This window comes from Flavobacterium sp. TSSA_36, from assembly GCF_051547165.1.
Taxonomy (GTDB): domain Bacteria; phylum Bacteroidota; class Bacteroidia; order Flavobacteriales; family Flavobacteriaceae; genus Flavobacterium.
This window is the reverse complement of the sequence record NZ_JBPTTP010000001.1, coordinates 370,272-394,228: the sequence shown is the minus strand read 5'-3', so window position 1 is coordinate 394,228 and position 23,957 is coordinate 370,272. Positions and strand designations below refer to the sequence as shown.

At 34.8% G+C, this 23,957-nt stretch carries 26 protein-coding genes and 1 tRNA gene; 25 read left to right on the top strand and 2 right to left on the bottom strand.

Translation table 11 applies throughout. The features are described from left to right. Window positions 1–26 precede the first annotated feature (26 nt). The 23 genes from ACSVH7_RS01805 (at window position 27) to ACSVH7_RS01695 (ending at window position 20,524) form a co-directional block, all read left to right on the top strand. The gene (locus tag ACSVH7_RS01805) at window positions 27–1,079 is read left to right on the top strand and encodes a 2Fe-2S iron-sulfur cluster-binding protein (RefSeq protein WP_438064982.1); all 1,053 of its coding nucleotides are present in this window, start codon (window positions 27–29) and stop codon (window positions 1,077–1,079) included. Then, the gene (nuoH, locus tag ACSVH7_RS01800) at window positions 1,072–2,124 is read left to right on the top strand and encodes an NADH-quinone oxidoreductase subunit NuoH (protein WP_438064981.1); all 1,053 of its coding nucleotides are present in this window, start codon (window positions 1,072–1,074) and stop codon (window positions 2,122–2,124) included. Before ACSVH7_RS01805 ends, nuoH begins: the two co-directional genes overlap by 8 nt. Window positions 2,125–2,235: 111 nt before the next feature. Further along, window positions 2,236–2,781, top strand: a complete 546-nt coding sequence (locus tag ACSVH7_RS01795) for a NuoI/complex I 23 kDa subunit family protein (RefSeq protein ID WP_438064980.1) — start codon at window positions 2,236–2,238, stop codon at window positions 2,779–2,781. Further along, window positions 2,781–3,293, top strand: coding sequence for an NADH-quinone oxidoreductase subunit J family protein (locus tag ACSVH7_RS01790; protein ID WP_438064979.1), 513 nt, complete (start codon window positions 2,781–2,783; stop codon window positions 3,291–3,293). Before ACSVH7_RS01795 ends, ACSVH7_RS01790 begins: the two co-directional genes overlap by 1 nt. Window position 3,294: 1 nt before the next feature. Then, on the top strand, window positions 3,295–3,615 hold the full coding sequence (gene nuoK, locus ACSVH7_RS01785; RefSeq protein ID WP_024979879.1) for an NADH-quinone oxidoreductase subunit NuoK: 321 nt from the start codon (window positions 3,295–3,297) through the stop codon (window positions 3,613–3,615). A 6-nt stretch (window positions 3,616–3,621) separates the two neighbouring features. Beyond that, the gene (gene nuoL / locus ACSVH7_RS01780; RefSeq protein ID WP_438064978.1) at window positions 3,622–5,505 is read left to right on the top strand and encodes an NADH-quinone oxidoreductase subunit L; all 1,884 of its coding nucleotides are present in this window, start codon (window positions 3,622–3,624) and stop codon (window positions 5,503–5,505) included. 11 nt (window positions 5,506–5,516) lie between these two features. Then, complete coding sequence (locus ACSVH7_RS01775) at window positions 5,517–6,956, top strand: complex I subunit 4 family protein (RefSeq protein ID WP_438064977.1); 1,440 nt, start codon at window positions 5,517–5,519, stop codon at window positions 6,954–6,956. A 34-nt stretch (window positions 6,957–6,990) separates the two neighbouring features. Then, window positions 6,991–7,359 (top strand): four helix bundle protein, encoded by a 369-nt coding sequence (locus tag ACSVH7_RS01770; RefSeq protein ID WP_438064976.1) that lies wholly within the window; start codon window positions 6,991–6,993, stop codon window positions 7,357–7,359. Window positions 7,360–7,430: 71 nt separating this feature from the next. After that, window positions 7,431–8,798, top strand: coding sequence for an NADH-quinone oxidoreductase subunit N (locus ACSVH7_RS01765; protein WP_438064975.1), 1,368 nt, complete (start codon window positions 7,431–7,433; stop codon window positions 8,796–8,798). An 85-nt stretch (window positions 8,799–8,883) separates the two neighbouring features. Continuing rightward, window positions 8,884–9,591, top strand: a complete 708-nt coding sequence (locus tag ACSVH7_RS01760) for a DsbA family oxidoreductase (protein WP_438064974.1) — start codon at window positions 8,884–8,886, stop codon at window positions 9,589–9,591. A gap of 6 nt (window positions 9,592–9,597) precedes the next feature. Further along, entirely contained in the window at window positions 9,598–10,584 is a 987-nt protein-coding gene (locus tag ACSVH7_RS01755; protein ID WP_438064973.1) for a Gfo/Idh/MocA family protein, read from the top strand. Between the two features lie 63 nt (window positions 10,585–10,647). Then, the gene (locus tag ACSVH7_RS01750) at window positions 10,648–11,865 is read left to right on the top strand and encodes a patatin-like phospholipase family protein (protein WP_438064972.1); all 1,218 of its coding nucleotides are present in this window, start codon (window positions 10,648–10,650) and stop codon (window positions 11,863–11,865) included. 199 nt (window positions 11,866–12,064) lie between these two features. Then, window positions 12,065–12,283, top strand: a complete 219-nt coding sequence (locus ACSVH7_RS01745) for a hypothetical protein (protein ID WP_438064971.1) — start codon at window positions 12,065–12,067, stop codon at window positions 12,281–12,283. Beyond that, window positions 12,284–12,583 carry a hypothetical protein gene (locus ACSVH7_RS01740; RefSeq protein WP_438064970.1) on the top strand — a complete coding sequence of 100 codons (300 nt, stop codon included), beginning with the start codon at window positions 12,284–12,286 and terminating at the stop codon, window positions 12,581–12,583. Between the two features lie 303 nt (window positions 12,584–12,886). Next, window positions 12,887–14,161, top strand: coding sequence for a Y-family DNA polymerase (locus ACSVH7_RS01735; protein ID WP_438064969.1), 1,275 nt, complete (start codon window positions 12,887–12,889; stop codon window positions 14,159–14,161). Further along, window positions 14,152–14,592 (top strand): LexA family protein, encoded by a 441-nt coding sequence (locus ACSVH7_RS01730; protein ID WP_438064968.1) that lies wholly within the window; start codon window positions 14,152–14,154, stop codon window positions 14,590–14,592. The genes ACSVH7_RS01735 and ACSVH7_RS01730 overlap by 10 nt, the downstream gene beginning before the upstream one ends. 392 nt (window positions 14,593–14,984) lie before the next feature. Beyond that, window positions 14,985–16,328 (top strand): phage integrase SAM-like domain-containing protein, encoded by a 1,344-nt coding sequence (locus tag ACSVH7_RS01725; protein WP_438064967.1) that lies wholly within the window; start codon window positions 14,985–14,987, stop codon window positions 16,326–16,328. A 49-nt stretch (window positions 16,329–16,377) separates the two neighbouring features. Continuing rightward, window positions 16,378–17,202, top strand: a complete 825-nt coding sequence (locus tag ACSVH7_RS01720) for a hypothetical protein (protein ID WP_438064966.1) — start codon at window positions 16,378–16,380, stop codon at window positions 17,200–17,202. 94 nt (window positions 17,203–17,296) lie between these two features. Then, window positions 17,297–17,575: a helix-turn-helix domain-containing protein gene (locus ACSVH7_RS01715; protein WP_438064965.1), complete on the top strand. Its 279-nt coding sequence runs from the start codon at window positions 17,297–17,299 to the stop codon at window positions 17,573–17,575. A gap of 128 nt (window positions 17,576–17,703) precedes the next feature. After that, window positions 17,704–19,017, top strand: coding sequence for a hypothetical protein (locus tag ACSVH7_RS01710; RefSeq protein ID WP_438064964.1), 1,314 nt, complete (start codon window positions 17,704–17,706; stop codon window positions 19,015–19,017). 43 nt (window positions 19,018–19,060) lie between these two features. Continuing rightward, window positions 19,061–19,231, top strand: coding sequence for a hypothetical protein (locus tag ACSVH7_RS01705; protein ID WP_438064963.1), 171 nt, complete (start codon window positions 19,061–19,063; stop codon window positions 19,229–19,231). 25 nt (window positions 19,232–19,256) lie between these two features. Beyond that, entirely contained in the window at window positions 19,257–19,901 is a 645-nt protein-coding gene (locus ACSVH7_RS01700; protein WP_438064962.1) for a hypothetical protein, read from the top strand. Window positions 19,902–19,993: 92 nt separating this feature from the next. Then, complete coding sequence (locus ACSVH7_RS01695; RefSeq protein ID WP_438064961.1) at window positions 19,994–20,524, top strand: hypothetical protein; 531 nt, start codon at window positions 19,994–19,996, stop codon at window positions 20,522–20,524. A gap of 687 nt (window positions 20,525–21,211) precedes the next feature. Here ACSVH7_RS01695 and ACSVH7_RS01690 read toward each other — a convergent pair. After that, window positions 21,212–21,291: transfer RNA gene (locus ACSVH7_RS01690), tRNA-Leu, on the bottom strand. 286 nt (window positions 21,292–21,577) lie between these two features. Between ACSVH7_RS01690 and ACSVH7_RS01685 the strand changes: the two genes are divergently transcribed. Beyond that, window positions 21,578–22,519 carry a ribose-phosphate pyrophosphokinase gene (locus ACSVH7_RS01685; protein WP_438064960.1) on the top strand — a complete coding sequence of 314 codons (942 nt, stop codon included), beginning with the start codon at window positions 21,578–21,580 and terminating at the stop codon, window positions 22,517–22,519. 112 nt (window positions 22,520–22,631) lie between these two features. Next, window positions 22,632–23,243 (top strand): 50S ribosomal protein L25/general stress protein Ctc, encoded by a 612-nt coding sequence (locus ACSVH7_RS01680; RefSeq protein ID WP_438064959.1) that lies wholly within the window; start codon window positions 22,632–22,634, stop codon window positions 23,241–23,243. 261 nt (window positions 23,244–23,504) lie between these two features. On the opposite strand, the gene ACSVH7_RS01675 is transcribed toward ACSVH7_RS01680, so the two are convergent. Continuing rightward, complete coding sequence (locus ACSVH7_RS01675; RefSeq protein ID WP_438064958.1) at window positions 23,505–23,951, bottom strand: retropepsin-like aspartic protease; 447 nt, start codon at window positions 23,949–23,951, stop codon at window positions 23,505–23,507. Window positions 23,952–23,957 lie beyond the last annotated feature (6 nt).

Genomic DNA, 23,957 nt, shown 5'->3' with positions numbered 1-23,957 from the left:
TTGTTTTACCATTAAGACCCAAAAAAATGAAAGTAACAATAGACGGTCAGTCGATAGAAGTAGAACCAGGAACAACCATCCTACAAGCCGCTCGCATGATTGGTGGAGATGTAGTTCCGCCAGCGATGTGTTATTATTCGAAATTAAAAGGGAGCGGTGGTAAATGCCGTTGTTGTTTAGTGGAAGTATCCAAAGGAAGTGAAGCTGACCCAAGACCTATGCCAAAATTAATGGCATCTTGTGTAACAGGCTGCATGGATGGTATGGAAGTAAACAGTAAATCTTCTGAAAGAGTTACAGAAGCTAGAAAAGCGGTAACTGAATTTTTATTGATCAATCACCCTTTAGATTGCCCAATATGTGATCAAGCTGGAGAATGCGATTTGCAAAACTTAAGCTTCGAACACGGAAAATCGCAAACGCGTTATATCGAAGAAAAAAGAACATTTGAACCTGAAAACATTGGTCCAAATATTCAACTACATATGAACCGTTGTATTTTGTGCCAAAGATGCGTACAAGTAGCGGATCAATTAACAGACAACCGTGTACACGGCGTTCTAGACAGAGGAGATCACTCTAATATCTCAACTTGCATTTCAAAAGCTATCGACAATGAATTCTCTGGAAACATGATTGATGTATGTCCTGTTGGAGCATTGACCGACAAAACCTTCCGTTTCAAATCGAGAGTTTGGTTCAATAAGCCTTTCAACGCACACAGAGAGTGTACTACTCCTGGATGTTGTGGTAACACTACTGTTTGGATGTTTGGAGGCGAAATTCAACGTGTAACGGGAAGAAAAGATGAATATCACGAAGTAGAAGAATTCATTTGTAATACCTGTCGTTTTGACAAAAAAGACGTAAGTGACTGGGTAATTGAAGGACCAAGAGTTTTTGAAAAAGACTCTGTAATCAATCAAAACAATTACACCAAAACAGAAAAAGTAATCATTAATACCGAAGAGAAAATCCTTTTGGGAAGACCTCAAGACCGTAAAAAAATCAGCATGGCGGAGATTGATTACAATGAAAAAATTGATGGCAACTTAATAGATTCGAACAAAAATGGATAGTGTTTTTATTATTGAAAAAAGTGTTGTAATCGTAGTTGTCTTCGCAATTACCATGTTGGTAGCCATGTATTCCACTTGGGCAGAAAGGAAAGTTGCTGCTTATTTGCAAGATAGAGTGGGGCCAAACCGTGCGGGATGGGGTGGTTTATTTCAACCACTTGCCGATGGTTTGAAATTGTTTGCCAAAGAAGAATTTGAGCCGGATACTCCTAATAGATTTTTATTTTTTGTTGGGCCAGGAATTGCCATGGGTACAGCTTTAATGACTAGTGCTGTTATTCCATGGGGAGATCGTTTGCATTTATTTGGAAAAGATATCTTATTACAAGCTACCGATATTAATATTGGATTACTGTACTTTTTCGGAGTAGTTTCTATTGGTGTATATGGAATTATGATTGGAGGTTGGGCTTCGAACAATAAATTCTCTTTGATGGGAGCGGTTCGTGCGGCTTCGCAAATGGTATCGTATGAAGTAGCTATGGGATTATCCATGATTGCTTTGTTAATGATGACAGGAACCCTGAGTTTAAGAGAAATTTCTGCTCAACAAGCGGGAATGAACTGGAATGTATTTTATCAACCTTTATCTTTCTTAATCTTTTTGATTTGTGCTTTTGCTGAAAGCAACCGTACGCCTTTTGACTTACCAGAATGTGAGAGTGAATTAATTGGTGGATACCACACGGAATATTCTTCCATGAAAATGGGATTCTATTTATTTGCGGAATATGCTAATATGTTTATTTCTTCTACTATTTTATCAGTATTATTCTTTGGAGGGTACAACTATCCTGGAATGGCTTATGCAGTTGAAAACTGGGGTGTAAACATTGGAAATCTTATCGGTGTAGCCGCATTGTTTATGAAAATATTTAGTTTTATCTTTTTCTATATGTGGGTAAGATGGACGATACCAAGATTCAGATACGATCAATTGATGCACTTAGGATGGAGAATCTTAATTCCTCTGTCAATCATCAATATCATTATTACTGGAATTGTTATTTTAAGAGCAGATATTGCTGCTTTTTTAGGATTCTAAATTAATTACGAAGCGCCCTAGCCCTGATAGTAGCGGCATCCTTTTATTTTTTCTTTCAAAAAATAAAAGATACAGCGGATAGCAGGATTAGCTTTAAATAAAAAACAAAAAATGTCAATAGAAACTATATCATTATCGGGTAGAAAAAAGATGGTCTCAAACAAAGAGATGACCTTTTTGGAACGCTTGTATCTTGTAGCGATTGTAAAAGGTTTGCTCATTACCATCCAACACTTTTTTAAGAAAAAAGCAACGATTCATTACCCTGAACAAGTGCGAACTATGAGTCCAATTTATCGCGGACAGCATATGCTAAAACGCGATGAGGAAGGAAGAGAAAACTGTACCGCTTGTGGATTGTGTGCCTTATCGTGCCCTGCCGAAGCCATTACAATGAAAGCAGCAGAGCGTAAAGCTGATGAAAAACATTTGTACCGCGAGGAGAAATATGCAGAAATCTATGAAATCAACATGTTGCGTTGCATTTTCTGTGGATTATGTGAAGAGGCTTGCCCTAAAGATGCTATTTATTTGACACTTTCAAAAGAATTAGTGCCTGCTAATTATACTAGAGAAGATTTTATTTTTGGAAAAGATAAATTAGTAATGCCTTTAGAAATGGCTATTAAAAATACTCAACTTAAAAACGCTAACTAATGTCTACAGTACTTATTGTTTTTTGCCTGTTAGGCTTTATCACTTTAGCCACTGCCTTTTTAACGGTTTTTAGCCGAAATCCTATACATAGTGCCATTTATTTGGTGATTTGTTTCTTTACTATTGCGGGCCACTATTTGTTATTGAACGCACAATTCTTAGCCATCGTTCATATTATAGTTTACTCTGGTGCGATTATGATTTTATTTTTGTTCACCATCATGTTGATGAACTTGAATAAAGAAGATGAAGTACACAAACCTAGAATTACTCGTTTAGGGGCTATCGTATCCTTTTGCTTAGTATGTTTAATATTGATTGCCATATTTACCAATTCAAAACCAATTGTTGGTGAATACGTAGCTACTGGTGAGGATTTTCAATCGATCAATGTATTAGGTAAAGTGTTATTGAATGAATATATGGTTCCGTTTGAATTTGCTTCGATATTGCTTTTGACAGCAATGATTGGAACGGTCCTTTTGTCTAAAAAAGAAAAAATAGAAAAGTAAGATGAATAATATTTTAAACCAGATTGGTATCGAAAATTACATCTTCTTGAGTGTCATCCTCTTTTGTATTGGCATTTTTGGAGTATTGTACAGAAGAAATGCCATCATTGTTTTCATGTCAATTGAAATTATGTTGAATGCAGTAAATTTACTTTTTGTTGCCTTTTCAACTTACCATCAGGATGCACAAGGACAAGTTTTTGTGTTTTTTTCTATGGCGGTTGCCGCGGCTGAAGTTGCAGTTGGATTAGCCATTTTAGTTTCTATTTTTAGAAATTTAGGCGCTATTACTATTGATAATTTAAAAAACTTAAAAGGATAAATGGAAATGAATACCAACATAGCATTAATATTAGTTCTTGCTCCTTTAGTAGGCTTTTTAATCAACGTATTTTTTGGAAAAAATTTAGGAAAAACTGTTTCGGGTGTCATTGGTACTTTGAGTGTATTGATCTCGTTTGTAGCTACTTTTTTCTTTTTTGGAACCGTTTCTTCATCCAAAGAAGCGCTACAGATTTCATTATTCGAATGGATTCAATTAGGAACTTTCAAAATTGATTTAGGATTTTTAGTAGATCAGCTTTCGGTACTTTGGTTGCTTTTTGTAACGGGTATTGGTTCATTGATTCACTTGTATTCTATTAGTTATATGCACGATGATGAAAATATGCATATGTTTTTTGCCTATTTGAATTTATTTGTGTTTTTCATGATCACTTTGGTACTTGGTAGCAACTTGTTAGTCCTTTTCATCGGATGGGAAGGCGTTGGACTTTGCTCTTACTTACTAATTGGTTTCTGGTATAAAAACCAAGACTATAATGATGCTGCCAAAAAAGCATTCATCATGAACCGTATTGGTGATCTAGGTTTACTGATTGGAATCTTTATTTTAGGAAGACAATTTAATACCCTTGATTATACTTCTTTAAAAACGATTATTTCTGGTGCAACAGAAATCAATGTATACGCCATAGCTGTTGCTTCTTTTGCATTATTTATTGGGGCTTGTGGTAAATCAGCACAAATTCCGTTGTACACTTGGTTACCTGATGCGATGGCTGGACCAACTCCGGTTTCTGCCTTGATTCACGCGGCAACGATGGTTACTGCTGGTATCTTTATGATTACCCGTTTGAATTTTGTATTCGATTTGGCTCCAGATGTTCAAAACATCATCGCTATTGTAGGTGCTGTTACTTCATTGGTAGCTGCAACCATTGGATTGGCTCAAAATGACATCAAAAAAGTACTGGCTTATTCTACAGTTTCTCAATTAGGATTAATGTTTTTGGCCTTAGGATTGGGGGCTTATGAAGTTGCTGTATTCCACGTAATCACACACGCTTTCTTCAAAGCTTGTTTGTTCTTGGGTTCAGGTTCTGTAATTCATGCTTTACATGGAGAACAAGATATGCGTAACATGGGTGGATTGAGAAAAGTAATGCCCATCACTTTTATCACCATGTTAGTTTCTTCTTTAGCCATATCAGGTGTACCATTATTCTCAGGTTTCTTCTCAAAAGATGAAATTTTGTTAACGGCATTCCACCATAATATTCCTTTGTGGATTATTGCTTCGGTAGCTTCTATTATGACAGCTTTTTATATGTTCCGATTGATGTTCTTGACTTTCTTCCAGGATTTTAGAGGAACAGCAGAACAAAAACATCATTTGCACGAAAGCCCTGCACTAATTACTGTACCATTAATCATTTTGGCTATTTTGGCTACCATTGGTGGTCTTATCAGTTTACCTGGTAACAGTTGGTTAAATCACTATTTGATTCCAATTGTACCAAAATTAGCAAACGCTTCTCACCATTTAGGCGCCACAGAATATATGTTGATGGCTCTTGCCGTAGTTGGAGGATTAGTTGGGATTGCCATTGCTTATGTGAAATACGTTAAAAATAATACTGTGCCACCTGCAGATAGCGAAATTACAGGCTTCACAAAAGTGGTTTACAACAAATATTATGTTGACGAATTGTACGATACTGTATTTGTAAAAACAACAAATGCGTTGTCATGTTTCTTTAGAGATTATATTGAAACTGGTATTTCAAGTTTCGTATTTGGACTTGGAAAAGTAACGAACGAAATGGGACACTATGGTAGAAAATTACAAAATGGAAGTGTTGGATTATATCTTTTTGCTTTTGTTTTAGGACTATGCGCCATTATTTCCTTTTTATTTTTAGCACAATAATACACCCTACTATGAACGTATCACTTATATTACTATTACTTTTAATTGGAGCTTTGGTCACCTACTTGGCAGGAGACAAGTTGGCTTCAAAAATAGCTATGTTGTTTGGACTAGTTACTTTTGGGGTTTCTATCGTACTTTTAAATCATTATAATGCTGGTGAAAACATTAGTTTTCTAGCCAATTGGATTACCTTACCGAAAGTATCTTTTGCCTTAAAAGCCGATGGACTTTCATTGGCGATGCTCTTGTTAACAACAGCTTTAACGCCAATCATCATTTATTCTTCTTTTGGGAATGAGCTAAAAAATGCTAAAACTTTTTATGCGTTACTTTTATTCATGGCATTTGCTATGGTAGGTACTTTTTTAGCATCAGACGGACTTTTATATTATATTTTCTGGGAATTGGCTTTGATTCCAATTTACTTTATTGCCTTAGTTTGGGGTAATGGTGATTTGGAAGAACGCAAAAAAGCAGTTGTTAAATTCTTTATTTACACTTTAGCGGGTTCTTTGTTTATGCTAGTTGCATTTATCTACATGTACCAACAAGCAGGAAGTTTTATGATTGAAGATTTATATAAATTAAATCTTTCAGTTACTGAACAAAAATGGATTTTTACAGCATTTTTCTTAGCATATGCTATCAAAATTCCTTTAATTCCTTTTCACACTTGGCAGGCTAATGTTTATCAAAAAGCGCCAACTGTTGGGACCATGTTATTATCTGGTATCATGCTAAAAATGGGTTTATACAGCGTGATTCGTTGGCAATTACCACTATCTAGAATCGCCGCTAAAGAATACATGCCTATTTTCATTGCAATCGGAATCGCAGGTGTCATTTACGGATCTATTGTAGCGATCAGACAAAAGGATCTCAAAAAATTATTAGCTTACTCGTCTTTAGCTCACGTAGGTTTAATTGCTGCTGGTGCTTACACCTTAACGCTTGATGGTTTTAGAGGGGCCGTTCTACAAATGATTGCCCACGGATTTGTTGTGGTAGGTTTATTCTTTGCTGCTGAAATCATTTACAGAAGATACGAAACAAGAACGATTGCTGACATGGGAGGCATTCGCGCCTTAGCACCAAAATTCACTTCTTTGTTTATGATCTTAGTTTTAGCATCGGTTGCGTTGCCAACTACATTTAACTTTGTTGGAGAATTTACCGTGTTGTATAGCTTATCACAAATCAATATTTGGTTTGCGGTATTGGGTGGAACTACGATAATTTTTGGAGCTTACTATATGCTTAAAATGTTTCAACATGTCATGTTAGGGGAAACCAATGCAAAACCTTTTGCAGCCCTATCGCTTAGCGAGATCATTACATTACTAGTTATAGTAGCGGTATTGTTCTTTTTTGGATTGTATCCAAAACCAATTACAGACTTAATTACACCAAGTCTAGAAGAAATTTTAACTCAAATCAATAAGATTTAGGAATTTAATAATTAGGAATTAGGATTTTTTAAAAATGACAAAAGAGGAACTTAAAAATAGAACCAAACAATTTGCATTGGATGTTTTTTTATTTTTAATGACTCTTGAGAAAACAAAAGCAAATGATGTAGTCTCTTTTCAACTTTTTAAATCATCATCATCAGTTGCAGCAAATTATAGAGCTGTTTGTAGAGGAAAATCAGAAGCTGATTTTTTAAACAAACTAAAAATTGTAGATGAAGAAGCAGATGAAAGTTTGTTCTGGTTAGAATTTATAAAGGGTTTAGAAGTACCTTGTGATAAAACAGCATTAGATTCACTAATAAAAGAAGAAAATGAATTAGTATCAATTTTTTCAGCTGCCATAAAAACAATAAAAGAAAAAAATAACAGTAAAAAATAGGGCTTTTGAGATGGTGAATTAAGTGTTACATTTAAATCCTAAATCAAAAATCCTGAATCAAAAAATCAAAAATGAATACATTAATAGCTATAATAGGATTAGGTGTTTTATGCCTTTTATTTGAAATTCTTGATTTCAGAAAAGGAATTATTCCTGCAACCATACTTGGATTACTTGGCGTTTTGGGGCTGACAGTAGCCGATTATAATACGCCTGCTTCTTTTTATAATAATATGATTTCGGTAACGAATTTTTCCGTTACTTTTTCAAGTTTGTTTATTGTACTTACCATCTTTTTGGTAGCCTTGAGTCATAACTTTTATGAGAAGCATCAATCTAAATTATCAGATTTTATTGCGATAAAAATATTTTTACTAGCTGGAGCCGTTGCTATGGTTTCTTTCGGAAACTTAGCCATGTTCTTTTTAGGAATCGAAGTATTGTCTATCGCTTTATACATCTTGGCAGCAAGCAAGCGTTTGGATTTAAAGAGTAATGAGGCGGGTATGAAATATTTCTTAATGGGATCTTTTGCATCTGGAATATTACTTTTTGGTATCTGTTTAGTATACGGTGCGATGGGTAGTTTTGATGTAGCTGAAATCAGTGAAATGTCAAAATCAGCGGAATTGCCAATTTGGTTCCCCATAGGAATTGTATTGTTGACCATAGGAATGTTGTTCAAAATAGCGGCCTTCCCATTCCACTTTTGGGCTCCTGATGTTTACGAAGGTGCTCCCGCTATGACCACTGCTACCATGAGTACTTTGGCAAAAGTGGTGGCGATGTCGGCTTTATTTAAATTACTTAGTGTATTGAATGCTGATTTGAATTATAATTTTCAATTGGTCATTGTAATTATTTCTATTGCATCAATGACAGTGGGTAACATTATGGCATTAAAACAAAGTAATGTCAAAAGAATGTTGGCTTTCTCTGGTATTTCTCATGCTGGTTTTATGCTAATGACTTTACTTAGTATTGGTACTTCTGCAGGAAGTTTATTATATTACACAACTGCCTACGCCATTGCAGGTATTGGAGCTTTTAGTGTCTTACTTTATGTATGTAAAGACAAAAATAATGAAGACATTGCCAACTTCCATGGTTTAGGAAAAACACATCCATTATTAGCTGCTGTGTTAACTGGATCACTTTTATCCATGGCAGGTATTCCAATTTTCTCAGGATTTTTTGCTAAAATGGCTTTATTCAGTGAAACCATTCAAGCGGGATATTTAGTGGTTGTTATTTTTGCTGTAGTCAACTCTATCATTAGTGTGGGGTATTATTTCAAATTAATACTAGCCATGTATACTAAAGAATCGAATGAATCTAGAACAGGAACTCCTGTAGTAATCTATATTGTTGCGACTGTTGCTTTATTATTAAACATCGCATTAGGATTATTCCCATCGCTAGTAATGGATTTAATCTAAAAAAAATACAACTATATTCAGCCGCCTTAAATTCTTATTTAAGGCGGTTTTTTTTAGTATATTTCACCCCTCAAAAATCAAAAAAATGACAAAGCAAATCAACATACAAATTTGGTCCGACATCATGTGTCCCTTTTGTTATATTGGCAAAAGAAGATTAGAATCTGCCATTGCACAATTCGAATATAGGAATGCGATACATATCGAGTGGAAAAGTTTCCAATTAGATGCTAACTTCGTCGCCACAAAAGAAGACAGTTTGGTTGAGCACTTAGCAGAAAAATACAGAAAAGATACCGATTGGGCACAACAGATGCTCTTCGATATGACACAGAATGCTAAAAACGTTGGTCTGGATTTTCACTTTGAAAAAGCTAAAATGGCGAATTCCTATAATGCACATCGTTTGTTGCATTTGGCCAAAGAAAAAGAAGTTGCGGATTCGTTAAAAGAGTTGTTATTCAAAGCCTATCTTACCGACGGATTGGACATCAACAACATTGCCGTGCTAACTGCTTTAGGGAAAGAAGTTGGATTGGAAGAGGAAAGTATAAATTCGGTACTTTCATCAGATAAATATGGTGATGCCGTTAGAAAAGACCAACAAGAAGCACAAGCCATAGGCGTGCAAGGAGTTCCTTTCTTTGTTTTGAATAATAAATATGCCATTTCTGGAGCACAATATCCTGAAACTTTTCTGAATGCCTTGAAACAAATTTGGGAAGAAGTAGAAAACACTAGCATCAACACAGAAGCAGATAATTCTTGTTGTGGCATAGACGGCTGCAATTAAAAGGCAATGGATATAAAAGAGAAAACAATCCGCTGGGGAATTATTGGTTGCGGAAATGTAACCGAAATCAAAAGTGGCCCCGCCTATCAAAAAACAGAAGGATTTACCATCGGAGCTGTGATGCGTCGTGATGAAGAAAAGGCGGCTGATTATGCCAAAAGACACGGCATAGCCAAATACTACACCGATGCTGATGCCCTAATCAACGACCCTGAAATAGATGCGGTTTATATTGCAACGCCTCCAGATGTACACAAATATTATGGTCTAAAAGTAGCCGTCGCCGGAAAACCCTGTTGTATAGAAAAACCATTAGCCCCCAATTATAAAGATTGTGTCGCCATCACCGAAGCATTTGCTGTTAAAAACATTCCGCTTTTTGTTGCCTATTACAGACGTACCTTACCAAGATTTGAGCAAATAAAAGAATGGATTAAAAACAACAAAATTGGCACGATTAGACACCTTCATTGGCATTTGAGCAAACCCACCTCAGCACAAGACCTTTCAGGAGAATACAATTGGAGAACCGATAGAAAAATTGCTACTGGAGGCTATTTTGATGATTTAGCCAGTCACGGATTGGATTTGTTTGTGCATTATTTTGGAACCATAACTAATGTTTCGGGAATTAGTCTCAACCAACAGGGACTATACACTGCAAAAGATGCTGCAACAGCTTGCTGGCTCCATCAATCAGGTATAACTGGAAGTGGTTGTTGGAATTTTGGCACTTTAAAACGGGAAGACAAAGTTACTATTTATGGCAGCAGGGGTACTATTACTTTTTCGATTTTTGAAAACGAACCTATGCTACTCACAACTTCAGAAGGCACAACAGCACACGAAATAACACACCCAGAAAACATTCAATTGTATCACGTGCAACAAATGAGAGATCACTTGTTAGGTCGCTCACAACATCCATCAACCGGAGCTACAGCCACTCATACCAACTGGGTTATGGATCAAATTATTGGAAATGAAATATAAAAAAAGTATTTTTTGAGTATTTTTATATAGCTCCAATCACATCTATTAACCAAACCAACCACAATGGCAAAAGTAAACGGATCAAAAATGCCAGCCTCAAGAAAAAAGGCTTTTGAAAAACTCAATATCAATCCCAACAAAAGAGTCATTTTATGCTTAGATGGTGGCGGGATGAGAGGAATTTTAACCCTTCAACTGCTCAAAAAATTAGAAGAAACCGCTGGGATTCCTTGTTTTGAATTGTTTGATATGGTTTCAGGAACTTCTACCGGAGGCATCATCGCAGGCCTCATTGCTTCAGGCTATACCGCAACGGCGATAGAAGAAAAATATAGTACACTAATCGAAGAAGTATTTGACAAAAAACCTTTGGGAGACCGTTTTGTAAATCCGCCAAAATACCTAAAAGGCAATTACCGAAAGTTACTTTTCGAAGAAATTCAAAACACTACCCTAGCCGAAAGTTGTGCCAAAACCGATATTGATTTGATGATTACGGCGCACGATATGACTGCTTCTGAAGAGACTTTTTTTAGTTGTTTCAAACAAAAAGATGGTAGCTTTTATGGCACCTACAAAGACGTATTACTCCGTGCCGTACTCGAAGCCACGATGAGTGCTCCTACTTATTTCAATCCACTTGAACGTTTTGTAGATGGTGGAACGACTACCTACAACAATCCTGTTCTTGCTGGATTTATGGAAGCCATTTCCTATAGCTTTCCCAAAGGAAAAGAAAAAGATTCCGCTTATGATATCACCAAATTATGCATTTTCAGTTTTGGCACCGGACTCTCCAGACAATTTGTACAACCCGATGCTACGCTCAAAATTAAAGGTTTGGATATTAAATTTTGGTTGGAATGGCTGATGACACAAATGGGTCAAGATTCTAGCGCTATGCAAGTAAACACCTTACGCTCTCCGATGATTAATAAAATTATTGATTTTCGACGATTCCAAATTTCATTAGACCCTCTCTCTATCAAAAAAATACCGAATACCGACGGATTAGACCCCAAAAAATATCCTTCAAAATGGTTACACGATGTAGATTATTCCATCTTGAACTCAATTGATATGGCGGATATTAATCGCTTTGATTTGATGCAAGTCATTGGTCAACAAATGGCCGAATACATCATTCAAAAAGGCGGTGCTTTTCAGAAAGATTTGGTCGACAGCAACAACAACGATGCTTTGGTGACTACGTTTGGCGACATTGAAAGGATTCAAAAACAAATGAGCGACCCCAATTGGTTGGATAATTTTCACGCCTAAAACAATTGGTGGCTATCTTTTATTTAGTAAAATTCCACACTATTTTACTTTCAACACAGAGAAAAGCTGAATCCTTCTTTTTATGTTAAAAGAAATTACTGCGTAACAAATTCATCTAAAATCACTTAAATTTGCTTAACTTTCTCTTTTAAATAAGAACATAAAGCCGTTGTAAAACGCTACAAATCATATTTCAACTATGGCTACAACCACCTTTGAACAAGTCAATACCAAACTTAAGAATCTTCCCGATTCTGTTTTAGAAGAAGTAGAAAACTTTATTGACTTTCTAGCTTACAAACACGCTCAAAGCGCTCTAGAAATTCCGCAATGGCATAAAGAAATTGTCTCCAAACGTATTGAAGACAATAAAAAGCCAGTTGACGCATTTGAAATGCTAGACAACCTGGACGTTTAAATGACGAAATATACCATTACTGCTGATCCAAGAGTAGCAGACGATTTAATAGAAGCTCGAGATTTTTTGAACTCAAGAAGAAAAGGATACGGCAAAAAATTTTTAAATGAATATCGTAGTTTTTTAAAAAGTTTACAACACAATCCCTTCTTTGAAATACGATACAAACAAGTACATTGTGTACCTCTTAAAACCTTTAAGTATATGATACATTTTAGCATCAATACACAAACCAAGGTTGTACATATTTATGCGGTGCTATCAACCTATATAAACCCTAACCAACACTGTATTAAGTAAATACCAATTTTATTTTACGATTAAATATAATTTTTATTCGGTATTAATAAGATAATTTAAATGACAATCCATTACTTGCACTAATAATAAAAATGGCACGCGGATGACGCAGATTTAAACGGAATTTTGATATACAAATCAGCGAAAATCTGCACCATCCGTGTCATCCGTGTTCCATAGTTGAATTGCTCGTACACATAGCGGACAGTCATATAATTTAATACTGTGTTAACTTATCAACAGCCACAAAAAATTAACTATCGTTAGCTACTTACGGCAGTTCGAATGCTGTAAATTTGTGCTATGTATGCTTTAGTCGATTGTAATAATTTCTATGCTTCTTGCGAACGTGTTTTTCAACCGAAATTCAACGGAAAACCGGTTGCGATATTATCCAACAACGATGGTTGTGTGATTTCTAGAAGTAATGAAGCCAAAGCGGTTGGCATTCCTATGGGGGCACCTGCCTTTCAAATTAAAGACCTGATAAAAGAGAAAGAAGTCGCTGTCTTTTCCTCCAATTATCCATTGTATGGGGATTTAAGTAATCGAGTGATGAACATATTGAATCAGTTCACGCCGAATATTGAAATCTACAGTATAGACGAAGCCTTCCTGAATTTTGATGGTCTTTCGATTGAGGACTACCACAGCTACGGACTTCAGATGAAAACCCGAGTGCAAAAATGGGTGGGAATTCCGGTTTGCATTGGCTTTGCCGAAACCAAAGCGCTCTCTAAAGTTGCCAATAAAATTGCTAAAAAATTTCAAGATCGCACCCAAGGCGTCTATGTTATTGACTCCGAAGAAAAACGCATCAAAGCCCTAAAATGGACCAAGATTGAAGACGTTTGGGGCATTGGGTATCGCACGACCAAAAAAGCCAAACTGCGTAACATACAAACCGCACTGGATTTTATACAACCTCAACACGAAGCTTGGATTAAGAAAGAAATGGGCGTTATTGGCCTTAGATTAAAACAAGAATTAGAAGGCAAATCCGTATTAGATTTAGAACCTGTTGTGCTACAAAAAAAGAGTATTGCTACCACAAGAAGCTTTCCAAAACAAATCGCGGAATTTGATTTACTTAGAGAACGTATCGCTACTTTTGCTGCAGTTTGTGCCGAAAAATTACGCAAACAACATTCCTGTTGCCATACCATTATCGTGATGTTGGTCATTGACAAACACTCGGTCAACGCCTCAAAATACTATTTCAACAAAGCCATAACATTACCCTACGCTAGCCATTCGACCTTAACAATTTCGAACGCTGCCATCGCTTTACTGAAAGAATTGCACCAAGGTAACGAAGGTATTAAGTTCAAAAAAGCGGGGGTAATTGTGACCGAACTGATTGACGAGAACAAAAAACAACTGCATTTGTTCGAAGAAGAAAATCCAAAACATTTGGCATTGATGCAAACCATCGATCAGCTCAATCACAAAATTGGAATGACAAAAGTAAAATTGGCTACCCAAAATTTGAGTCTGACTTGGAACATGAATCAAAATCATTTGTCGCCAAAATATACTACAAAGTTTAAAGAAATACTCGAAATACAATGTCTGTAAACCCAAAACAAAAGCTCTCTTTCTTCCGTCCAGACTTCGAAAGTGAACTTCGAATACCGTATATCAATGAGGGCGTTTCGGCAGGATTTCCTTCACCGGCAGCAGATTTTATGGAAACCAACATTGATTTGAACAAAGAATTGAGCGAAAATCCATTGGCTACATTTTACATCAAAGTAAAAGGCAATTCTATGATTGATGCCGGTATCAATGACAAAGATGTATTGGTCGTTGACCGAAGTTTGGAACCCAAAAACAATAAAATTGCGATTTGCTGTATTGACGGCGAATTTACTGTAAAACGCATTCAAGTCGAAAAGGATTGTATGTATTTGCTGCCCGAAAATCCAAATTACAAACCCATTTTAGTTACCGAAGAAAACCAATTGATCATTTGGGGTATGGTAACGTATGTGATTAAAAAGGTATAATTGGCATAAATTTTCTTATTCAGATTATCCAATATTTTTGCATAATCCCCAACTTTTGAAATTGATCCCTTTGATCCTTTCGTTCCCTTAAAAAATAAAAAAACCTCGTAATCAATCGATTACGAGGTTTTTAAGTACCCGGAGCCGGAATTGAAACCCCTAGATTTGGCATTTTTAAACATTCCAACAAAAACCAACAAAAAAGAGCTTTAAACTCAATAAATTCAATACTTAACAAGACATTTAAGAGTAGTTCAAAAATAGAATGAAATAGAATAAAAAGTAATGAAATCTTAAAACGGTTGGGCAACGGTTGGGCAACTTTGTGAAATGTATTGCAAATTTTATTACTTTTGAATTGTTCAAAAGTTCAACCGTTCAAAAGTTATAAAATGGCAACAATTCAATATCGATTAAGAAGCAAGGCAAATAAAAATGTTTCAATAAAAATTCGTTTATCAATTAATAGAGAAAACGTATTTGAATTAAATACTGGGTTTTCAGTTAACCCAAAAGATTGGAATACACCCGACAAAGAAAATCCCAAAAAAGGCGACAACTACCCAAAACAAAACACCCCCGAAAACAAAGTAGTTTTTAACAACCTCAAAAAATTAGAATCATTCATTTTTGAAAAACTAAACACCGACTTAGGAAATGGAGTTTTGATTGATGCTTTTTGGTTGGATACAAAAATCAATGAATGTTTTGATCGCATAGAGAAAAAAGACGATGATTTAATAACAAACTACATTCAAAACATTATTGACACCGCCGACACCCGAAAAGTTAAAGTTAAAGGCGGTTACAAACACGGCATTTCACAAAGCCGAATAAATAGTTTTACAGCAACAAAGAATGTTATTTCTGAATATGAAAGGAAAACTAAAAAAGTAATTCATTTTGCAGACCTCAACGAATTAGTTATTGACAAATTTGAAAGATGGTTATTGAAAACCAAAAAATACGCCGTTAACACAGCATCAAAACACATTGCAAATATTAAAACGGTATGCAATGAAGCAGAAAAAAAGGGAATCAAAGTTAATTCCTTTGCAAAGCAAATTATTGTTGTTTCCGAAAGTGATGACGATAGATATATTCAAACACTTTCGTTTGATGAATTGGAAACAATAAGAACGACAGACTTAAAAAGTGAGGCATTCAAGAACGCCCGCAAATGGTTGTTGATTGGTTGTGAAATCGGACAACGTGGCGGGGATTTATTAAACATTACACCGGACAATATTCGATATAAAGGCGGAAATATGTATTTAGACATAATCCAACAAAAAACAAAAAAAGCCGTTACAATTGGGATAATTGCCCCTCACATTATTGATATTATTGAAAACGGATTTCCTTATAAAATCAGTACTCAAAAACTGAATACTTATATCAAAAAAGTTTGCGAAGAAGCAAAGATAAACACCCCAACAGAGGGAAAAATATTTGATGCTATCTCAGGCCGAAAAGAATTTGGAATCTACCCAAAACACGAATTAATAACTACTCACAGTTTCAGGAGATCGTTTTGTACTAATTATTACAAAAAAATGCCTACACCCGTTTTAATGGGGATTTCGGGACATTCAAAAGAATCAATCTTTAGAGTTTATATTAATGCACCGGAGGACACAGACGAAAACGCCGATTTGTTTATGAAGTTTTACAACGACCTACATAAAGACAAAGCCCCCGAAATGACAGTAATATTAAACACAGGCACCGAGTAAAACAAACCCCAAAAGAGCCGATTTAAGCAACGATAACAAAAGTTTTGAGATGAATAAGCAAGAGGAGAAAATAAGAGCCTTACAAATGAATTTAGACAAACTTGACAATACAATTCAAGTTACAAAATTTGAAAAAAAAAGAAAAGTTGAGTTAGAAAACGGGCTTTTTTTGGATCCAAAAATTTATGATTTGAGAAATGTTGAGGATTTTAATTTAAGATTTGAAAGGAATTTGGCTGTTTTCAAAGCGCAAAACCCAACCAAAACCACTCAGGAATTTATTAACAATGAAGTAGAAAAAATCAACAATATAGAAGCCGAAATTAAAAGAGTTTGGAGTTTGTCGGAATATGAATATTACAATGAATTAAGCAATGACAAAGAAATAATTGGCTACAAAAAATTCTATTTGAATGAATATAAAGACACTACCGAAAATGAAATAAAAAGCATTATTTTAAGATGTAATCCAAGAACTAAACCAAGTGAATTTGAAGATTACAGAATAACACTTTATAAACAAAAGTTGAATGAATTACCAAAAATAAACACGGTAAAAACAACACAAAAAAAATCTTTTCAAATCGGATTATTGCTTGCTAAAGGAGAAATATATTCTAAATTAATTCCTCAAAAAGGTTTTCGTTACTATCACTTATTGAAAGAATTTGAAAATCCTACACAACTATCAAAACATTTAAACCTTTCAAGGCAGTACATAAACGATAGTTTAAAAGAAAGCAAATCGAATCACAATATTTATAAAAGTATCAAACAGATGAAAGATATTATTGAATATTGTGAAGAAAACAAAATTAATGTTTGTGAAAATTTCAAAAGCAAATACCTATCATTAGTAGAGAAACCATTATAATTGCATTTTGCACAAATTCCGCACAAGTGCAGTAATGAATAAAAATAGAAATAGAATGAATTTTGTCAAAGCATTAATTCAAAAACTTTGCAATATGACACAAATTCAATTCATTTCAGTAACCCCTGAACAACTACAACAGGAAATTACAAAGGGCGTAAAAAATCATTTAGATGATTTTTTAAAGAACTTCAAGCCCAAAGAACCAAACGATTATTTGACACGTCAAGACGTAGCAAGAATGTTTAACGTTGACCTCTCAACGGTGGCCAATTGGCAAAAGAACGGAAAACTCAAACCGTTTGGGCTTGGTGGCCGAGTATATTTTTTACGTTCAGACATTGAAGCAAGTTTGATCCCTTTGAACGGTTAACACAATCATTACTATTTATCGTGAAATTTAGAGCAACAAAAAAGGGAGTTGTTCAAGCTCCCTTATACTTTATTCAAAAGTTCAGTTTCACAAAAGGCAATTTGTAAAACCGTTTCAAAGATAGTAAGATGATTGATTTTTTAAAATTTTATATCACAGATAATTCAACTATTCAACATTTAGAAAATCATTATTTACTGGAATGGGTAAAAAGTGAGGACAAACTTAACTTGTTTGATATTGAAGTAATTAAAACCAAAACCGTAAAGCATTTTAAAGGGATCGTTTTTTGTTTCTTTTCAAATAGAGTAGATATTATATTCAAACCCCACTATTATTTTAATGATGGTTTACACAATGCAAATGATTTCAAGGTAATAGATTGTATTCAGATAATTTTAGAGCTTAAAACCCTTTTTAAAATTGACCTAGATTTATTGAAAATAGTAAATATTGAATTTGGGTTAAACATTGTATCACCTATTGACATCAAAAACCTAATTGCTTTTTTACTCTATCACGAACGCAACGAATTTAAAACCGATTTAGGATTAGCATACTTCAAAAAAAGCTTTAAGGCCAATGCCAACGGAACAATGAACACGTATAAAATAATAAAGGCGTATGCAAAAGGCTTGCAGTTTCCGGAGCATTGCGACATCAATACTTTTCGTTTTGAGATCAAGAGTAAACAAAGTAAATACTTCAATCAATTTGGCATTTACACCGCAAATGATTTATTAAAATATGATTGTTATGTAAAGATTTCAAATGAAATAATCAATGAGTTTGATAAAGTCCTATTGTTGGATTGTGAAACAGATTTCAGTTGTTTGAAAGCTTCAGAACAAACAAAAATAACAAAGTACTTAAATACTCTCACTTGGTTTAATATAAGTCAAGATCCTTATAAAAACAGGTTTAATAAAGAAAGGGCAAAATACTTAAGTATCGTTTCAAAAGTAGAAAACAACTTAAAAAACAGAATAGAAAACCTAATATTTAAAAAGCTTGAATTATTAAAAAGCGGTTACATTTCCACACAGAACGAAAGCAAAATAAAGTCATTCCAAAATATCAAAAGCGGTTACTATTCCACTATATATAAAGGTGGAAATGTAACCCAAACAGAAAAAGCAACCGATAAGCAAGAACGGCGAATTTGCAGAGTTACCAAATTAGATATTTCAATGCAAAAAGACGAAAGCATTTTACTTAGTCATTCCGGTATTAAATATTATTTAGAGAACAACCCAAATACTTTTGAGAAGATCAAAACCGAGTATCTAAGTTCAATTTGGTTAAACTCAGATTTAAAAACACAGATAAAAGAAATTGCACACAACATCAGAAACACACACAGCAATCAATTGAACAAACAAAATAAGTTGTATCCAAAAAACCAAATACAACTATTTGCTAAAGTAACATTTTGGGAATAGTTCCCAAAAGTATAAACCGCCGTGAGGCATTAAATTAAACACAATGACAAAAGAAGATTTAAAAATTCAGTATCCTGAAATCTATCAGGAAATTTTAACCGAGGGAATGGCCAAAGAAAGGCAAAACCCATCCACATCAAAAGAACAATCTGAACTAGATCACACTATTGATGTGAAACAAGCTTTTAATTTTCCCAACATTCAATTAAACTAACATTCAACACTAAACAAAAGGAATTATGAAAACAGAAAAAAAGCTAATCGCAAATGATGCTATTGGAGCCGAAAGATTAATTAAACAATTAGAATTGATTATTCCAACCTTAAACGAAATATCCCCACTATATCAAGACTTAGATTTAGGAGAGCTTGACGAAAAAACAGCCTTATCAATGATTACAGATAGGGGAGCAACAGCATCGGAACAATTTTTATCCGTTATTGCTTCAAACTGTTTGGCTATTGGTGCCAATAAACACTTTGTTTCACAGCAAGTAGCATTGCAAGCCGACTTTGTGGCCGAGTTCAAAGCAAAGATAAATGAGGTTGTTTCCAAAAAGCCAATTGAATTGAGTGCATCATACTTCAGTTACAGCCCCGCAGACCGTTCTTATTTTGTTTCTGAACAAACAAAAATTGAAATCGCTGAAAATTTCAAAACATACTTATCAGACCCCAAACAAATTGAAATGTTTAAAGCTTTTGAGAATTTCAAAAATGCTTTACTCGATTTGAAAAAGTCTTTCAAAGATTTTGCTGGGTATGACTATCAAGGAGACTTAACAGAATTGATACAAACAAAGAACTATAAAAATGAATTTGTTACTGAATTGGATCCCAAAAATCTAATTTATTTTATCAGAGAAAGAGCCCCTAAAAATTAATTTTTAGATTGTTAGTTTGTTTACTCAGGACAATCCCCAATGACTTATAATCAAAGGGGATTGTTTGTTTATAATTCAAAATATAAAATCCTATGACACGAACAGAAAGCGCATTACGAGCCAACAAAGCGAGTTGGGCTGATCCTACGGAAAAAAAGAAATCACTAGCACAAGGCAGAGAGAGAGCGTATAAAGAAAACAGAAGAACTATTGGAGCAAGTTTCAGACCCGAAACAATAAAGAGAATCGCAGAAGTAAAATATATAAAGGCAAATAATCACCTTGCAATATATCTTATTGAGCAAAATATTAACCCCACACCATACAAAGGATGGATGAAACGTTTGCAAACCCCTTTTCAATACGGATCACCCGAAAGACTAAACAATGCAATAGATAGATTTATAGCATTGATATTGAAAAATGAAAACAAGACACTAAACAGTCAAACAGTAAGGCAGTTAGTAGAGAGAGCAACGGCCGAGAAGCCCGCCCCCGCATATCTTAAAGAATTGAGAGAAACAGCAAGATTAAACAAAGAGTTCAATGCATTAACTAATCAGGAGAAGCAAGAAGCATTGAGCAAAATTGAGAGTAAAGCAGAGGGCAAAATAGGTTGTTAATAACAAACAACATTGAAGCATTTTAAGGCGTTTTAATGCTTAGTTTGTTTGAATGGTATCACTTATTGAAAACTAATAATCACTCAACACAACACACACAGCAAAACCACAAGGCAAACAAAAAAGGTACTGTAAAGAGTTTTGAACACCCCGTGCAATACGGTTGCGCTCCGTTTTGTAATCTGTTAAACCTTATTTTCAGAATGTAACAAACCCCCTACCTAATTTTAAAAATTAGATAGAGGGTTTTTTGTTAGAACCTACTAAACAAAAGGATTTAGAACAAATGTATAAAATTAATTGACTTAAAATGAGCCGTTTTAATGAGTTATTTTATCATCAATGATTAATCTGTTACACTTAGTAAATTATTCAATAAGAAGTATTGATTTGTAATTATAGCAAATCCCACTAAGCAAACTTTATTGCAAAAAAGAAAGAAAGTGTTTTTTATTGAAAGAAGTTCCCGCTGGAGAATTTATAAGATTTGAAAATAGGAGCAAAGTTCAAATGCGGGAAATCCCGTTGCAAGCATTTCAATAATTTTTATAAAAATAATACCTAATTTATTATTTAAAAAGTGTAAATATTTTGAGTGTTTTCAAAATGGTTGGGTAACGGTTGGGCAACTCAAATAAAAAAAGTCTGTAAAGAGTTGATTTACAACGCTATTACAGACTTTTAAAGTACCCGGAGCCGGAGTCGAACCGGCACGGTTTCCCACAGGTGTTTGAGACCAGCGCGTCTACCAATTCCGCCATCCGGGCTTAGCAGACCGAAACAACAACAGTTGTTTCACGCATAAAGAACAATTTAGTGGTAGCTAAACTGCTGTTTCTTTAACACGGTGCAAATGTAAAAAATATATTTAAATGTTCAACAAAAAATACTTAATTTTTTTCTTTCAGTCTTGAATAAATTTCATAAATTTGCACCTCGTTAAAACAACACACACTAACTAACTACATCCGAGTATTTTACGGTGTTTTCCTTGACTTCGTTGCGAAATTAAGAAAATGAAAAAAAATATCGGCATTAAAAACAACATATTAAATGTCACACCTAGAACCAGAAGCTAAAATTTTTGCGTGTTCACAAAGTGTATATCTTGCAGAGCAAATTGCTAAAAATTACGGAATTCCTTTGGGAAAAGTCACCTTAGCCAAATACAGCGACGGTGAATTTCAACCTTCTTTTGAAGAATCCATCCGAGGACTTCGCGTATTTATTGTGTGCTCTACTTTTCCAACCTCAGATAATCTGATGGAATTATTGATGATGATTGATGCTGCTAAGAGAGCTTCAGCTAGACACATCACGGCCGTAATTCCTTATTTTGGTTGGGCAAGACAAGATCGAAAAGATAAGCCAAGAGTGCCAATTGGGGCGAAATTAGTAGCTAATTTGCTAGATGCTGCAGGAGCTACTCGAGTAATGACCATGGATTTACACGCGGATCAAATTCAAGGTTTTTTTGAAATACCAGTAGATCATTTATTTGCTTCTACAATTTTCTTGCCTTATGTAAAAGAATTAGGATTAGAAAATTTAACCATTGCTTCACCTGATATGGGAGGTTCAAAAAGAGCCTATGCCTATTCTAAATTTTTAGAATCTGATGTAGTAATTTGTTACAAACAAAGAAAAGCTGCCAATGTAATTGAATCCATGGAACTAATTGGCGAGGTAAAAGGAAGAAATGTAATCTTGGTAGATGACATGATCGATACCGGAGGAACTTTAGCCAAAGCTGCCGATTTGATGATTGAAAAAGGTGCTTTGAGTGTTAGAGCCATTTGTACCCATGCCATTTTATCTGGGGAAGCCTATGATAAAATTGAGAACTCCAAATTAAGCGAATTAATCGTTTCGGATTCTATTCCATTACGAAGAGCGTCCAATAAAATAAAAGTGTTGAGTTGTGCACCACTTTTTGCCGAAGTAATGCACATGGTACACCACAACAATTCCATTAGCGGGAAGTTTATAATGTAGCATTAGTGAATAGCGCTTAGTAATTAGTAATTAGCAGAAAAAACAAGGCTAATCACTAATTACTAATCACTCAAAAAAAAGAGTTTAATTAATAACTATATAAATATTTACAATGAAATCGATTACAATTAAAGGATCAGAAAGAGAAAGCGTGGGCAAAGTGTCAACTAAAGCCTTACGTAATGCTGGAGCGGTTCCTTGCGTGTTATACGGAGGAAATCAAGCGGTGCATTTCTCAGCAGAAGAAAAAGCTTTCAAAAACTTGGTTTACACTCCAAACGCACATACAGTTGTGATTGAATTGGGTAACGGTAAATCTTTCAATGCTGTGTTACAAGATATTCAAGTACACCCAGTATCTGACAAAATTTTACACATTGACTTCTTTCAAATCCACGAGGATAAAGAAATCACTATGGAAGTTCCTGTAAAAATCATTGGTAACTCTAAAGGTGTTATGGCTGGTGGTGATTTACGTATGAACAACCGTAAATTAAAAGTAAGAGCGTTACCAAAAAATCTTCCTGATTTTGTTGAAGCTGATATTACGCCATTAGATATGGGTAACAAGTTGTATGTAACTAAAGTACCTACACCAGATTTCAAAATCATGCACCCAGACAACACTGTTATTTGTCAAGTGAAGATTTCTCGTGCCGCTATGAAAGCAGCTCAAGAAGCAGCAAAAGCAGCAAAAGCACCTGCAAAAGGAAAGAAAAAATAATTTTTTTCAATCTCAATACCAAAGCGTCAGTTTCAACACTGGCGCTTTTTTTTTGAAAAGTAGCGAAAGAATCTACATTGTATCCAACAGGTTTTCCGGTGTCCTCCCAAATCTTTTTTCAGATCTTGCTGCAACTAAAATAAATGTACAGGAAAAGAAGCAACTCCGTTACAATGGTTTTTTACAGACTTCTGCAATAACGATAGGAGCGCCCAGCTTTTGCAAAACTATAGCGGATAGCGTGGTACCTTGGTAATTGCCTTATAAATCCTTTTTTAAGTACAAGTAATGGTTATAGTAATCAATAATTCCTTTGCCTTTTAGCAGAATATCGGCGCCAATAATACCGTGAACGGGTTTTGTTTTTTGTTGGGTGAGTGCCTCATTGACGTGTGATAAATCAAAAATGATAAGTGCTACATCGAGATTTTTCCAACGTCCTAATTGCAGACTATTGTTTGTAGAGAGTTGGGTGAACATTCCTACAGCTCCAGCACCAGCCGCTTTGGTTTTGGATTTTTTAGCTTTTAATTGAAAAAAATCGATCCCTTCAAAACCTACGCAACTGCTCGAAGCACCGGTATCGAGTATGAAATTACCCGCAATCCCATTGATTTTTGCTTTGATCAATAAATGCTTAGTTTTGATAATTTTGAATTTGATTTTTTGATAGTTTTTGTTTTCTAAGTGTGTTTGTAGATTTTCCATAATAAA

Bases quoted from the DNA above. Each gene is read 5' to 3' on its own strand.
- ACSVH7_RS01805 (WP_438064982.1), top strand. From the start codon at position 27: ATGAAAGTAACAATAGACGGTCAGTCGATAGAAGTAGAACCAGGAACA.
- nuoH (WP_438064981.1), top strand. From the start codon at position 1,072: ATGGATAGTGTTTTTATTATTGAAAAAAGTGTTGTAATCGTAGTTGTC.
- ACSVH7_RS01795 (WP_438064980.1), top strand. From the start codon at position 2,236: ATGTCAATAGAAACTATATCATTATCGGGTAGAAAAAAGATGGTCTCA.
- ACSVH7_RS01790 (WP_438064979.1), top strand. From the start codon at position 2,781: ATGTCTACAGTACTTATTGTTTTTTGCCTGTTAGGCTTTATCACTTTA.
- nuoK (WP_024979879.1), top strand. From the start codon at position 3,295: ATGAATAATATTTTAAACCAGATTGGTATCGAAAATTACATCTTCTTG.
- nuoL (WP_438064978.1), top strand. From the start codon at position 3,622: ATGAATACCAACATAGCATTAATATTAGTTCTTGCTCCTTTAGTAGGC.
- ACSVH7_RS01775 (WP_438064977.1), top strand. From the start codon at position 5,517: ATGAACGTATCACTTATATTACTATTACTTTTAATTGGAGCTTTGGTC.
- ACSVH7_RS01770 (WP_438064976.1), top strand. From the start codon at position 6,991: ATGACAAAAGAGGAACTTAAAAATAGAACCAAACAATTTGCATTGGAT.
- ACSVH7_RS01765 (WP_438064975.1), top strand. From the start codon at position 7,431: ATGAATACATTAATAGCTATAATAGGATTAGGTGTTTTATGCCTTTTA.
- ACSVH7_RS01760 (WP_438064974.1), top strand. From the start codon at position 8,884: ATGACAAAGCAAATCAACATACAAATTTGGTCCGACATCATGTGTCCC.
- ACSVH7_RS01755 (WP_438064973.1), top strand. From the start codon at position 9,598: ATGGATATAAAAGAGAAAACAATCCGCTGGGGAATTATTGGTTGCGGA.
- ACSVH7_RS01750 (WP_438064972.1), top strand. From the start codon at position 10,648: ATGGCAAAAGTAAACGGATCAAAAATGCCAGCCTCAAGAAAAAAGGCT.
- ACSVH7_RS01745 (WP_438064971.1), top strand. From the start codon at position 12,065: ATGGCTACAACCACCTTTGAACAAGTCAATACCAAACTTAAGAATCTT.
- ACSVH7_RS01740 (WP_438064970.1), top strand. From the start codon at position 12,284: ATGACGAAATATACCATTACTGCTGATCCAAGAGTAGCAGACGATTTA.
- ACSVH7_RS01735 (WP_438064969.1), top strand. From the start codon at position 12,887: ATGTATGCTTTAGTCGATTGTAATAATTTCTATGCTTCTTGCGAACGT.
- ACSVH7_RS01730 (WP_438064968.1), top strand. From the start codon at position 14,152: ATGTCTGTAAACCCAAAACAAAAGCTCTCTTTCTTCCGTCCAGACTTC.
- ACSVH7_RS01725 (WP_438064967.1), top strand. From the start codon at position 14,985: ATGGCAACAATTCAATATCGATTAAGAAGCAAGGCAAATAAAAATGTT.
- ACSVH7_RS01720 (WP_438064966.1), top strand. From the start codon at position 16,378: ATGAATAAGCAAGAGGAGAAAATAAGAGCCTTACAAATGAATTTAGAC.
- ACSVH7_RS01715 (WP_438064965.1), top strand. From the start codon at position 17,297: ATGACACAAATTCAATTCATTTCAGTAACCCCTGAACAACTACAACAG.
- ACSVH7_RS01710 (WP_438064964.1), top strand. From the start codon at position 17,704: ATGATTGATTTTTTAAAATTTTATATCACAGATAATTCAACTATTCAA.
- ACSVH7_RS01705 (WP_438064963.1), top strand. From the start codon at position 19,061: ATGACAAAAGAAGATTTAAAAATTCAGTATCCTGAAATCTATCAGGAA.
- ACSVH7_RS01700 (WP_438064962.1), top strand. From the start codon at position 19,257: ATGAAAACAGAAAAAAAGCTAATCGCAAATGATGCTATTGGAGCCGAA.
- ACSVH7_RS01695 (WP_438064961.1), top strand. From the start codon at position 19,994: ATGACACGAACAGAAAGCGCATTACGAGCCAACAAAGCGAGTTGGGCT.
- ACSVH7_RS01685 (WP_438064960.1), top strand. From the start codon at position 21,578: ATGTCACACCTAGAACCAGAAGCTAAAATTTTTGCGTGTTCACAAAGT.
- ACSVH7_RS01680 (WP_438064959.1), top strand. From the start codon at position 22,632: ATGAAATCGATTACAATTAAAGGATCAGAAAGAGAAAGCGTGGGCAAA.
- ACSVH7_RS01675 (WP_438064958.1), bottom strand. From the start codon at position 23,951: ATGGAAAATCTACAAACACACTTAGAAAACAAAAACTATCAAAAAATC.